General features: G+C 59.4%; 10 protein-coding genes and 1 pseudogene. 9 read left to right on the top strand and 2 right to left on the bottom strand.

Annotation, left to right across the window (positions count from 1 at the left end):
* Positions 1–181 precede the first annotated feature (181 nt).
* From tolQ to glmM, 9 genes are all read left to right on the top strand, one after another.
* Positions 182–901, top strand: a complete 720-nt coding sequence (gene tolQ, locus O9X91_RS15470; protein WP_003497570.1) for a protein TolQ — start codon at positions 182–184, stop codon at positions 899–901.
* Positions 902–953: 52 nt separating this feature from the next.
* The gene (gene tolR / locus O9X91_RS15465) at positions 954–1,409 is read left to right on the top strand and encodes a protein TolR (protein WP_077985277.1); all 456 of its coding nucleotides are present in this window, start codon (positions 954–956) and stop codon (positions 1,407–1,409) included.
* Between the two features lie 9 nt (positions 1,410–1,418).
* Positions 1,419–2,546 carry a hypothetical protein gene (locus O9X91_RS15460; protein WP_269834070.1) on the top strand — a complete coding sequence of 376 codons (1,128 nt, stop codon included), beginning with the start codon at positions 1,419–1,421 and terminating at the stop codon, positions 2,544–2,546.
* 20 nt (positions 2,547–2,566) lie between these two features.
* Positions 2,567–3,874 carry a Tol-Pal system beta propeller repeat protein TolB gene (gene tolB / locus O9X91_RS15455; RefSeq protein ID WP_137411405.1) on the top strand — a complete coding sequence of 436 codons (1,308 nt, stop codon included), beginning with the start codon at positions 2,567–2,569 and terminating at the stop codon, positions 3,872–3,874.
* Between the two features lie 209 nt (positions 3,875–4,083).
* Positions 4,084–4,617: a peptidoglycan-associated lipoprotein Pal gene (pal, locus tag O9X91_RS15450; RefSeq protein ID WP_077985275.1), complete on the top strand. Its 534-nt coding sequence runs from the start codon at positions 4,084–4,086 to the stop codon at positions 4,615–4,617.
* A gap of 158 nt (positions 4,618–4,775) precedes the next feature.
* Complete coding sequence (ybgF, locus tag O9X91_RS15445) at positions 4,776–5,780, top strand: tol-pal system protein YbgF (RefSeq protein ID WP_162520608.1); 1,005 nt, start codon at positions 4,776–4,778, stop codon at positions 5,778–5,780.
* Between the two features lie 27 nt (positions 5,781–5,807).
* A complete protein-coding gene (gene tilS / locus O9X91_RS15440) occupies positions 5,808–7,145 on the top strand; it encodes a tRNA lysidine(34) synthetase TilS (protein WP_077985352.1) in 1,338 nt (445 codons plus the stop codon).
* Positions 7,146–7,299: 154 nt separating this feature from the next.
* A complete protein-coding gene (gene ftsH, locus O9X91_RS15435) occupies positions 7,300–9,264 on the top strand; it encodes an ATP-dependent zinc metalloprotease FtsH (RefSeq protein ID WP_137411406.1) in 1,965 nt (654 codons plus the stop codon).
* A gap of 190 nt (positions 9,265–9,454) precedes the next feature.
* Positions 9,455–10,807, top strand: coding sequence for a phosphoglucosamine mutase (gene glmM, locus O9X91_RS15430; RefSeq protein ID WP_269834324.1), 1,353 nt, complete (start codon positions 9,455–9,457; stop codon positions 10,805–10,807).
* 127 nt (positions 10,808–10,934) lie between these two features.
* Here the strand turns inward: glmM and O9X91_RS23940 are convergent.
* A pseudogene (locus tag O9X91_RS23940) lies at positions 10,935–11,050 on the bottom strand (IS3 family transposase); the annotation flags it as partial.
* 58 nt (positions 11,051–11,108) lie between these two features.
* Positions 11,109–12,389, bottom strand: coding sequence for a Zn-dependent hydrolase (locus O9X91_RS15420; protein ID WP_142914103.1), 1,281 nt, complete (start codon positions 12,387–12,389; stop codon positions 11,109–11,111).
* Positions 12,390–12,398: the final 9 nt, after the last annotated feature.

Here is a 12,398-nt window from a genome sequence, read left to right as displayed (position 1 = left end):
AACTGGTATTTGTGCGGCGCACGCCTTCCTTTCACCAAATTTATTGGCAAGTAAGGCTTACTGGCAAGTATCGGGGTATGGCTAAGGGGTTGGCGGCTGCGGCCGCATAGCTTCGAGCGTTAACACGCGTTTGAATCGCCCGGTCCCGTACCGGGCGTTTGGATTCGGGGATTGGATATTTATGGAACAGGCAGGTTTGGCAGCGGCGACGCACGATGTAAGTCTCTGGGCGCTGTTTATGCAGGCGGGCCTCATCGTGAAGCTCGTGATGATCGGACTTATCGCCGCCTCGGTCTGGACGTGGGCGATCGTCTTCGACAAATACGTAAGCTTCGGCAAGGCAAAGCGCCAGTTCGACCAGTTCGAACAGGTCTTCTGGTCGGGCCAGTCGCTTGAAGAGCTTTACCGCACGCTGGCGGAACGCCAGAACGGCGGTCTTGCGGCGATTTTCGTTTCCGCCATGCGCGAATGGAAAAAGTCCTTCGAGCGCGGCGCACGCTCGCCCATCGGTCTGCAGATGCGTATCGACCGGGCGATGGACGTGACGATTGCGCGTGAAGGCGAACAATACGAGGCGCGCCTCGGTTCGCTCGCCACCATCGGTTCGGCCGGTCCCTTCATCGGTCTTTTCGGTACGGTCGTTGGTATCATGACCTCGTTCCAGGCGATTGCCGGTTCGAAGTCCACCAACCTTGCGGTCGTGGCGCCGGGTATCGCCGAAGCGCTTCTGGCGACAGCTATCGGTCTTGTCGCGGCTATTCCCGCGGTTATCGCCTACAACAAGTTCACGGCCGACGCGCATAAGCTTTCCGCCCGCATGGAAGGTTTTGCCGACGAGTTCTCCGCGATCCTGTCACGCCAGATCGATGAAAAACTTCAGACGCGGCAGGCCGCCCAATAAGCGGCCGCATGCTGTGCAGTAATTTGCCGCAAGGCAAAATGGAGTAGATGATATGGGTATGTCAGCAGGTGGCGGCGGCGGTTCCGGTGGACGCAGGGGGCGCGGCGGACGACGCAGGGGCGGTGCGATCAGCGAGATCAACGTGACGCCGTTGGTCGACGTCATGCTCGTGCTGCTCATCATCTTCATGGTGGCGGCGCCGATGATGACTGTCGGCGTGCCGATCGACCTGCCGCAGACATCCGCCAATGCGCTGAACTCGGACACGCAGCCGATCACGATTTCCGTCAATGCCAATGGCCAGATCCATTTGCAGGAAACCGAAATCCAGGCGGCCGAAGTGGCCGACAAGCTGCAGGCGATTGCCACGACAGGTTATAACGAACGCATCTTCGTGCGCGCGGATTCCGTTGCTGCATATGGCGTCGTTGCCGATGTGATGGCGCGTATCCAGGCAGCTGGTTTCAAGAATATCGGCCTCGTGACCCAGCAGAAACAGGACAATTGACGTAAAGCGATGAAGGGCAGCCTTACCACATCCGCGATCGTGCACGCGTCGCTTCTGGCTTTCGCCCTTGTTTCCCTGGGCTCGCCGGAGCCGCTTGACGTGTCGCAGGCAGAGGCCCTGCCGGTGGAACTGGTGCCTATCGAGGAGCTGAGCCAGATCCAGCAAGGCGACAAGAACGCGCCGAAAGCGGAAAAGTCAGCCCCGGTGCCGACTACGCGGCCGGATATTGTCGAGAACGCACAGAATGTCGGCAACAACACGGCCGATATCGAAGCGCCGCCGACCCCGACCACCAAGCCCAACGACAATCTCAGCGCCGCCGCTCCGCCAAAGCAGGAAAAGCCGCAACCCGTCGTCGATACCAAGGCGAACGAGGTAAAGGAAATCGTCAAGGAAGAAACCTCGGCTCCGAAGCCGCAGGAAATGGCCGCCTTGCCGCAAACCAAGCCCGAGATCGCGCCGCAGCCGAAGCCGGAACCGCCGCCGCAGGAAACCAAGGCCGAAGAGCCACCGCCCGCGCAGCAGGAACCGGCCGAAATCCCCGTGCCGCAGAACGTTCCTCGCCCGAATTCCCGCCCCGAGCCGCCGAAGCCGGAAGAGCCGAAGCAGGCTGAGACCAAGCCCGATCAGGCGAAGTCCACTGACAAGCCTTCCGACAAGAAACCCGGCGAGAAGAAGCAGGAGACTGCGAAATCGGCCTCTTCGAAGGAAAGCGATTTTAACGCTGACGATATCGCTGCGCTTTTGAACAAGCAGGCGCCTTCGGGCGGCGGCGCAAAGCGTTCCACCCAACAGGCCTCGCTTGGCGGCAAGAAGACGACGGGCGGTTCGACGCTCAGCCAGACGGAAATGGATGCGCTGCGCGGCGCGATCCAGAAGAACTGGCAGATCATTCCCGGCATGGCAGATGCCTCGGACGTTCGCGTCCGGGTCACCATGAAGCTCGACCGTGATGGGTCGATCATCGGTCGGCCCGAGATCGAGGCGACCGGTGGTTCCGAAGGGACGCGCCGTGCTCTTTCCGGCGGAGCGTATCGCGCCATCATGCGTTCTGCTCCTTTCACGAACCTTCCTGCCGATAAATACGACGCATGGAACGAAGTTGTCGTGAACTTCGATCCCAGTGAATTGCTATGAATGCTGAAAGGCCTGGCAACATGAAGATATTTTCGCCGATCCGGCTGGTGCTCGCTTTCGCGGCCCTCATGTCGGTTTTCTCCGCACCGGCTTTTGCGCGGGTGGAAATCAACATCAACAAGGGCAATGTCGAGCCGCTGCCCATTGCCATCACCGACTTCATGTCGAGCGACGGCATCGGCGCACAGGTTTCCGCGGTGATTGCTGCCGACCTGCAGCGCTCCGGCCTATTCGCGCCGGTCAACAAGAACGCTTTCATTGAAAAGATCAGCAATCCGGATCAGCAGCCGCGTTTCGAGGACTGGAAGGTCATCAACGCCCAGGCGCTCGTGACCGGCCGTGTCACGCGTGAAAGCGATGGCCGCCTTCGCGCCGAGTTCCGCCTGTGGGATACGTTCGCGGGCCAGCAGATGACCGGCCAGCAGTTCTTCACCCAGCCGGAAAATTGGCGGCGCGTCGCCCACATCATCGCCGACGCCATCTATGAGCGCATCACCGGTGAAAAGGGCTACTTCGATACCCGCGTCGTTTTCGTCTCTGAAAGCGGCCCGAAGACGGCCCGCAAGCGCCAGCTGTCGATCATGGATCAGGACGGTTTCAACGTCCGCAACCTCACCAATTCGAACGATATCGTTCTGACGCCGCGTTTTTCGCCGAACCGTCAGGAAGTGACCTACATGTCCTTCGAAGGCCAGCAGCCGCGCGTTTACCTGCTGCAGCTGGAAACCGGACAGCGTGAAGTTGTCGGCAATTTCCCCGGCATGACCTTCTCGCCGCGCTTTTCGCCGGATGGCCAGAAAGTTATCATGAGCCTGCAGCAGGATGGCAATGCCAATATCTACACCATGGACCTGCGTTCGCGCACCACGACGCGGCTAACGAATACAGCCGCTATCGATACCGCGCCGTCCTATTCGCCGGATGGTCAGCGTGTTGCCTTCGAGAGCGACCGTGGCGGCCGCCAGCAGATCTACATCATGAATGCCGATGGTTCCGGGCAACAGCGCGTTTCCTTTGGCGACGGTTCCTATTCCACGCCGGTATGGTCTCCGCGCGGCGATCTGATCGCCTTCACCAAGCAGTCGGGCGGCAAGTTTTCGATCGGCGTGATGAAGCCCGACGGTTCGGGCGAGCGCATCCTGACCAGCGGCTTCCATAATGAAGGTCCGACCTGGGCGCCCAACGGTCGCGTGCTGATGTTCTTCCGTCAGAACGCCGGCGCGGGCGGTCCGCAGCTCTATTCGATCGACCTGACGGGCTATAACGAACAGCTCATCAAGACGCCGACTTTCGCTTCGGATCCGGCATGGTCGCCGCTTCTGGACTGATATGACTGCCATGACGGCGTCGGTATGAACCGGCGCCGTCATGTTTTACTTGATACGATGGGGAAGTGCGCCTCTTTCTTGCCGCAAAGTGTTGTGAGGGAGCAAAAGGTGGGACATTTCCTTTCTGTTAACCATAAGCGTTTGCCGGCTATTAACCGCGATCAGTTAGTGTCCGGCAACGTTATTGAAATCCTAAGGAGAGACCGGCGATGAGCCGTACACACATTTCGGCACTCAGCCCCATGCAGAAACTGGCCCGTAACCCGGCTGTCATCGCCATGACGCTCGCGCTTGCTCTCGCAGGCTGCGCGAACAAGAAGAACATGCCGAACAGCGCCGGTGAACTCGGCCTCGGTGGCGCGGGCTCCGCAACGCCGGGCTCCCAGCAGGACTTCACGGTCAATGTCGGCGACCGTATCTTCTTCGACACCGACTCCACTTCGATCCGCGCCGACGCCCAGCAGACCCTGCAGCGTCAGGCCCAGTGGCTGGCCCGTTATCCGAACTACGCCATCACCGTTGAAGGCCATGCCGACGAACGCGGCACGCGTGAATACAACCTGGCGCTGGGCGCTCGTCGTGCGGCTGCAACCCGTGACTTCCTGGCTTCCCAGGGGGTTCCGGCCAGCCGCATGAAGACGATCTCCTACGGCAAGGAAAAGCCGGTCGCGGTTTGCGACGACATTTCCTGCTGGTCCCAGAACCGTCGTGCTGTGACGGTTCTCGGTGGCGCGGGCATGTAATGGCCTGACGTTATTGTGAACGAGAATGAAAGGCGGCCTTCGGGCCGCCTTTTGTTTTTTTCATAGTTTGGCCGAAGTTAAGTTGCTTTTTCGGTTGATATGGAAAAAATCCGGCTTGCGCCATTCCGGTGCAAATCAGTTAAGGCAGGACGAATGAGATGAAGAAACTTGTCGTGGCGGGAATGCTGGGGCTTGCAGCCTGCACCGGCTTGAGCGGCATCGCCGTTTCGGGTCCGCTGTTCGGTGCGGGGGGTAGCTTCGGCACGATCAACTCTCAGCAGCCCCCGGTCGTCCGGGTTCAAGCCAATGAAGCCTATCGGGTTCAGCAGCTTGAAGAACAGATCCGGCAGCTCAACGGCCGTATCGAGGAAATGAGCTTCCAGCTTCTGCAGATGCAGGAGACGATCCGCAAAGCACAGGAAGACAATGAGTTCCGCTTCCAGGAACTGGAAAGCGGCAAGGGTGCAAGCCCGACCGCTGCGCCGAAAAAGAAGGCTGAAGCCAGTCCGGTCAATCCGGCCACGCCGCCGACCGACGACGTTGCAACGATCATCGAAACGCCACCCGAGGGTGGCGCTTCCGTTTCTCCGTCTGCTCCCTCCAGTGCTCCGACAGGCGCGCCGGGTGAGACGACGCTCGGCTCGATTGAACTCGATTCCAAGGGAATGCCGGTTGGCGGCACGTTGAATCAGGGTGCAAACAATTCCTCCGCCAGCCTTCCAGGCGTCAACACGGGCAATAGCCAGCGCAAGACCGATCCGGTGAATACGGCCGCGCTTACCAGTGAAGGCGATATCTATCAGGCCGCTTACGGCCATGTTCTTTCGGGTGACTACAAGCTGGCGGAACAGGGGTTCCAGCAATATCTGCAGGGTTATCCCAAGGGCGCGAAGGCCGCGGATGCGAGCTTCTGGTTAGGCGAGGCGCAATATTCTCAGGGCAAATTCAATGAGGCCGCAAAAACCTTCCTGAACGGCCATCAGGCCTACGGCAAATCTCCGAAGGCGCCGGAAATGCTGATGAAGCTCGGCATGTCGCTTGCCGCTCTCGACAATACCGAAACCGCCTGCGCCACGCTGCGCGAGGTGCCGAAGCGTTATCCCAGTGCCTCGAAGACCGTGCTGAACAAGGTTGCCAGCGAACAGAAGCGCCTGAGCTGCTGATTTTTCCCTGTCATGGCGGGTATTTCCATGCCGGTTGACGCCCGCATTCTGAGCGAAAAGACTGTTGCGCCGCTCGCGGCGGCGAGGTCTTTTGTCAAAAATCTGCACACGCCCGCCCATATCCTTGTCGCAATCTCTGGAGGCAGTGATTCCTGCGGCCTGTTGCTGGCATTGCATGAGGCAGCGGCGGAGATGGGTCAGGAACGGTTACACCTTTCCGCCGTCACCGTCGACCACGCGCTGAGAGCGGAATCCGCCGATGAGGCGCGCAAAGTGGCGACACTCTGCGCCGAACTTGGCATCCCCCATTTCATCTGCCGATGGGGGGGCGACAAACCGGTCTCAGGCCTTTCCGAAGCCTCCCGGCTTGCCCGCTACCGCCTGATTGCCGAGGTCGCCCGCGAGACCGGCGCTGATCTTGTCGTGACTGGACATACAATCGGCGACCAGCGCGAAACCGTGGCGATGCGCGCCGCCCGGAACGGCGGTTCTGACAATCTTGGTCTCTCCGGCATGGCGGATGCGGTCTTATACGATGGCCGTCACTGGGTCATGCGGCCGTTCCTGAGGTGTGAGAGGCAGGCGATCCGCGACTATGTGTCTTCCCGCTCACGCGGCTGGTTTGACGATCCGAGCAATGAGAACACCCGATATGAGAGAGTGCGTGTACGGCAGACGCTTCTCGTCTCTCCCGTCCGGATCGATGCGGAAACCTCTTTCAAAAGGCAGGCGCTTTCCGAAACAACGGCCGCTTTCCTGCGCGGCCACACACAGGTCTTTCATGCTGCGCTCGCCAGATTGCCCGGCGATAGTGTCAATCCCGATCTTCCCGCGTTCCGGCATGGGCTGGCGACGCTGATCGCAACCCTTGGCGGAAGGGCATATTTTCCGGCCGCAAGCAGCTTCGAGCGCGTTTTGCGGTTCCTCGATAAGGCTGAAAACGGGCGGTTGACGGTTGGTCGCGTCCTGCTCGATCGCCGGCGGGACGGACTTTATATGTTCCGCGAGCAGCGAAGCCTGCCAGAGCTTCATATTGGCGCATACGAACAGATGCTGTGGGACGATCGTTTCTTCGTAAAGAACGGATCGGCTTTTCCAGTGCATGTCAAAGCGCGCAGAGCGAGCAATGCTGCGGAAGCCGCCGCACTTTTTCCGTCAGTACCTGTTGGCGTGGCGAAACAGGCAATGGCGGGCCTGCCGCAAATTGCCGTAGCGGCCGACGGGCCGGTTTCGTGGGTGGAGACCGTCACCATCACGCCGAGGCTTGCGCCTTTCGATCTTTTCCTACCGCGTTTCGACCTTGAGTTGGCGAACGCAATCGCCAATTTATTCGGGCGCGCCGCATATCCACAGCCCCCGGTTTAAATCCGGCCTCTTTTTCGTGAATTGCCATGGAATAGTTTTTACACCAAAACGCATCAGAAAATGCGCTTTGCCTTGGCAACGGCATATGTCGTCCTTATGTTAGGGGCACATAATGGCGGGCAGCAGATATGTCCGTGTGAGTTCGGGGAGTTCGATGAACCCAAATTTCAGAAATTTCGCCTTGTGGGCCGTGATCGCCCTGCTGCTGATCGCGTTGTTCAGCATGTTCCAGACGTCGCCGACGCAAACGGGTTCGCGGGAAATTCCGTATTCCCAGTTTCTTCGCGATGTGGATTCCGGGCGAGTTCGCGACGTGACCGTCACCGGTAACCGGGTTCTTGGAACCTACACCGAAAACGGCACGGCCTTTCAGACCTATTCCCCCGTCATCGACGACAGCCTGATGGAGCGCTTGCAGAGCAAGAACGTGACCATCGTGGCGCGTCCCGAAAGTGATGGTTCCTCCGGTTTCCTGAGCTATCTCGGCACGCTTCTGCCGATGTTCCTCATTCTTGGCGTCTGGCTGTTCTTCATGCGGCAGATGCAGGGCGGTTCGCGTGGTGCGATGGGCTTTGGCAAGTCCAAGGCCAAGCTCCTGACGGAAGCCCATGGCCGCGTGACGTTTGATGACGTTGCAGGTGTGGACGAAGCCAAGCAGGACCTCGAGGAAATCGTGGAATTTTTGCGTGATCCGCAGAAGTTCCAGCGTCTCGGCGGTAAAATTCCGCGCGGCGTGCTGCTCGTCGGACCTCCCGGTACGGGTAAGACGCTTCTCGCGCGTTCCGTCGCCGGTGAAGCCAACGTCCCGTTCTTCACGATTTCGGGTTCGGATTTCGTGGAAATGTTTGTCGGCGTCGGCGCGAGCCGTGTGCGTGACATGTTCGAACAGGCCAAGAAGAACGCGCCCTGCATCATCTTCATCGACGAAATCGACGCCGTCGGCCGCCATCGCGGCGCTGGCCTCGGCGGCGGTAACGACGAGCGCGAACAGACGCTGAACCAGCTGCTGGTCGAGATGGACGGTTTCGAGGCGAATGAGGGCATTATCCTGATCGCTGCCACCAACCGTCCCGACGTTCTCGACCCCGCACTTCTGCGTCCTGGCCGTTTCGACCGTCAGGTCGTCGTGCCGAACCCGGATATTGTCGGCCGCGAGCGCATTCTTAAGGTGCATATCCGCAACGTGCCGCTGGCGCCGAATGTCGACCTCAAGGTTCTGGCCCGCGGTACCCCTGGTTTCTCGGGTGCGGATCTGATGAACCTCGTCAACGAAGCCGCCCTTATGGCTGCCCGCCGCAACAAGCGCGTCGTCACCATGCAGGAATTCGAAGACGCCAAGGATAAGATCATGATGGGTGCGGAGCGCCGCTCTTCCGCCATGACCGAGGCCGAAAAGAAGCTGACCGCCTATCACGAAGCGGGCCATGCCATCACCGCACTCAAGGTTGCCGTGGCCGATCCGTTGCACAAGGCGACGATCATCCCGCGCGGCCGTGCGCTCGGCATGGTCATGCAGCTGCCGGAAGGCGACCGCTATTCCATGAGCTACAAGTGGATGGTGTCGCGTCTCGTCATCATGATGGGTGGCCGCGTTGCTGAAGAATTGACCTTCGGCAAGGAGAACATCACATCGGGCGCATCTTCCGATATCGAGCAGGCCACCAAGCTTGCCCGCGCGATGGTCACGCAATGGGGCTTCTCCGATGCTCTCGGCCAGGTGTCCTATGGTGAAAATCAGCAGGAAGTCTTCCTCGGCCATTCCGTCTCGCAGTCGAAGAACGTCTCCGAGGCGACTGCCCAGACCATCGATACGGAAGTTCGCCGCCTGATCGACGAGGCTTACACGGAAGCACGGCGTATCCTCACGGACAACCACGATGGCTTTGTCGCTATTGCCGAGGGTCTTCTCGAATATGAGACCCTGACGGGTGACGAGATCAAGGCGCTGCTGAGGGGTGAGAAGCCCGCGCGCGATCTGGGTGACGATTCTCCCGGCAGCCGTGGTTCGGCGGTGCCGAAAGCCGGCGCCAAGAAGGACGGTCCCAGCGAAGCGAAGCCCGATGGTGAAACAAAAGGCGACGGCGAGGCCGAAGGCGGCATGGAGCCGCAGCCGCATTGATCGTGCGCGCAAGCTGAGAATTGTAAAAGGCCATCCGGGTTTCCGGGTGGCCTTTTCATTTTGGTAACAAGATATAAGCCATTTTTGCGGTAATTTACGTGCTGTTTGTCGTGGTTTGTGGCATCTAGCCAAAAACGCTTCCGGCTGTTTTCAGCTTTTGCCGGAATGCTGGAAAAGATTTGGAGTTTAAATGGCACGCCGTTATTTCGGAACCGATGGTATCCGCGGACAATCGAACGTATTCCCCATGACGCCTGATCTGGCGATGCGTGTGGGCATTGCGGTCGGGACGATATTCCGTCGTGGCCATCACCGCCATCGCGTCGTCATCGGCAAGGATACGCGCCTTTCCGGCTACATGCTGGAGAACGCGCTGGTCGCCGGTTTCACCGCCGCCGGTCTCGATGTCTTCCTGCTCGGGCCCATTCCCACTCCGGCCGTCGCCATGTTGACCCGCTCGCTGCGCGCCGATATCGGCGTGATGATCTCGGCCTCGCACAATCCGTTCTCCGACAACGGCATCAAGCTTTTCGGACCGGATGGCTACAAGCTCTCCGATGAGCTGGAACTGGAGATAGAGGATCTTCTCGACAAGGATATCTATGCGCAGCTTGGCAAGCCGAGCGAGATCGGCCGTGCCAAGCGTGTGGACGGCGACATTTATCGTTATATCGAATTCGTCAAGCGCACCTTGCCACGCGACGTGACGCTGAGCGGTCTGCGGATCGCCATCGACTGCGCCAATGGCGCGGCCTACAAGGTGGCGCCCGCTGCGCTCTGGGAACTCGGCGCGGAAGTCGTCACTATCGGCAATGAGCCGAACGGCATCAATATCAATCTCGAATGCGGCTCCACCCATCCTGAAGCCCTGCAGAAAAAGGTGCACGAGGTGCGGGCCGATATCGGCATCGCGCTCGATGGCGATGCGGACCGCGTCATCATCGTCGACGAGCGCGGCGAGATCGTCGACGGTGATCAGCTCATGGCTGTCATCGCCGATAGCTGGGCTGCCGACAACATGCTGCGCGGCGGCGGCATTGTCGCGACCGTCATGTCTAACCTCGGGCTGGAACGCTTTCTGGGCGACAAGGGCCTTACCCTTGCCCGCACCAAGGTGGGCGACCGGTATGTCGTCGAGCACATGCGCAACCACAACTTCAACGTCGGCGGCGAGCAGTCCGGCCATATCGTCCTGTCGGACTATGGCACGACGGGCGATGGCCTTGTCGCGGCCTTGCAGGTTCTCGCCAAGGTCAAGCGCTCGGGCCGCACGGTCAGCGAAGTCTGTCGCAAGTTCGAGCCTGTGCCGCAGCTTTTGAAGAATGTGCGGATTTCCGGCGGCAAACCGCTCGAAAACCCTGTTGTGCAGCAGGCAATTGCGGATGCGGAAAGCGCATTGGCCAATAATGGCCGTCTCGTCATTCGCCCTTCGGGTACGGAACCGCTGATCCGCGTCATGGCGGAAGGCGACGACAGTGCGAAGGTGGAACAGATCGTCAACGATCTCGTCGGCGTTATCGCCAACGCCCGCTCGGCGGCGTAAACGTCCGCTATGGTAACGTGTAAAAAAGCCGGCTCTGCAGCCGGCTTTTTATTTGGGTATTTGTTGATAAATGGAGTGGACGGTCGTGGTTGTCATCGAAGCGATGGACCGTCTGAATAGATTCGAAGTTCGTTGCCGCCTTCGGCCTGCCGCCATAGATACCGGGACGGCGCTTGTAGCCAATCTGCGCCTTGACCTCGGCGAGCCGGATCAGACGGCAACGCGGTTCGGGCAGCACATCTGTCTTGATTTCCTCGGCCTGGTCGTTGTCCTTGGCGTTTGACGCAGCAAACTGATCGGGTCATGTGCACGTATCCTGCCCAGGGTCTTCGAAGGTGACCAATGGCAGGATTTGAAGAACCGAAGCTAAAAGCATGTCGCATCCCGCCATGCTATGTTCAGGTTCAACATGTTCTGCCTCGTTATGACTGAGACCATCGCGGCACGGAACAAAAATCATGGCTGATGGGGCGACCCTATTCATAAAAAGTGCATCGTGAAATGCGCCCGACAACATGCGTTCGGTCGGAAAACCACGCTCCCGCGCAGCGCGGTCCAATGCCGAGACGATGCTATCCTGGAAATTCGCGGGTGACATGTCGAATATCTGTTCAATCTTCGCGTCGCACTTTTGGCCCGTCGCAGCTTCGTGCACGATCGCGCGGATTTTGCTCTCCATCTTGGCGAGCGTTTCTGATGATGGATGCCTGATATCGACGGTAAAAGTCACGGATTGTGGAATGGCATTGACGGCGCCAGGTTGCAACGCCATTCGGCCGACGGTGAACCGGGCCGCAGGATCCTGCGGCATCATGGCGGGGAAAAGCGATCCCAGTGCATTGACCGCAGCATGAAAGGGATCGCGTCTGTATGCCAAGGCTGTTGTGCCTGCATGGGCGGTCTGGCCGGTGATTGACACCTTCAGCCAGCGTGTGCCCTGTATGCCCGTCACAATCCCGATGGGAATGCCCTGTTTTTCAAGGGATGGACCCTGCTCTATATGCACCTCGACAAAAGCAAAGACCGGAAAACCAAGATCGCGCATGGTCGCTTCCGGCAGGCTTTTCAGGGTGGCGTCAAGCTCACCTGCAAAACCGGCGCCGTCATCCGTTGCCACAAGATGAAGCCAGTTGTCGGGGATATTACCGGAAGCAAAAGCCATGGAACCCATGCAGCCGGGAGCGAAGCGGCAGCCTTCCTCATTGGTGAAGGCGACCACCTCAATGGGGCGCTCCGTATCGATTCCGAAATCTTCGAGCGTTTCGAGAACCTCGAATGCCGAAAGCGTTCCCAGCGCTCCATCAAACCGGCCGCCTGACGGCTGGCTATCCAGATGGCTGCCGATCAGAAGCGGTGCAAGGCTCTCGTCGCGGCCACTCCTGCGAATGAAAAGATTGGCAAGGGGATCCTGAAACACGGAAAACCCCCGATCAATGGCGAGTTTCGCCAGCAGTCGTCTCGCCTCTCGATCCAGTCCGGTCAATGCCTGCCGGTTGACGCCGCCCTTTTCAGTCGCGCCGATCGCCGCAAATCGATCAAGATTTGCCAGCAGTCTCTCGCCGTTGATCGAAAGTTTTGCCATTGCTGTCTC

It is taken from the genome of Agrobacterium salinitolerans (genome assembly GCF_027498475.1).
Lineage (GTDB): Bacteria > Pseudomonadota > Alphaproteobacteria > Rhizobiales > Rhizobiaceae > Agrobacterium > Agrobacterium salinitolerans.
Note: the sequence above shows the minus strand (reverse complement) of the source record. Positions and strands in the feature narration are given on the sequence as shown.

Coding starts and splice junctions, on each gene's coding strand:
- tolQ (WP_003497570.1), top strand. CDS start 182: ATGGAACAGGCAGGTTTGGCAGCGGCGACGCACGATGTAAGTCTCTGG.
- tolR (WP_077985277.1), top strand. CDS start 954: ATGGGTATGTCAGCAGGTGGCGGCGGCGGTTCCGGTGGACGCAGGGGG.
- O9X91_RS15460 (WP_269834070.1), top strand. CDS start 1,419: ATGAAGGGCAGCCTTACCACATCCGCGATCGTGCACGCGTCGCTTCTG.
- tolB (WP_137411405.1), top strand. CDS start 2,567: ATGAAGATATTTTCGCCGATCCGGCTGGTGCTCGCTTTCGCGGCCCTC.
- pal (WP_077985275.1), top strand. CDS start 4,084: ATGAGCCGTACACACATTTCGGCACTCAGCCCCATGCAGAAACTGGCC.
- ybgF (WP_162520608.1), top strand. CDS start 4,776: ATGAAGAAACTTGTCGTGGCGGGAATGCTGGGGCTTGCAGCCTGCACC.
- tilS (WP_077985352.1), top strand. CDS start 5,808: ATGCCGGTTGACGCCCGCATTCTGAGCGAAAAGACTGTTGCGCCGCTC.
- ftsH (WP_137411406.1), top strand. CDS start 7,300: ATGAACCCAAATTTCAGAAATTTCGCCTTGTGGGCCGTGATCGCCCTG.
- glmM (WP_269834324.1), top strand. CDS start 9,455: ATGGCACGCCGTTATTTCGGAACCGATGGTATCCGCGGACAATCGAAC.
- O9X91_RS15420 (WP_142914103.1), bottom strand. CDS start 12,389: ATGGCAAAACTTTCGATCAACGGCGAGAGACTGCTGGCAAATCTTGAT.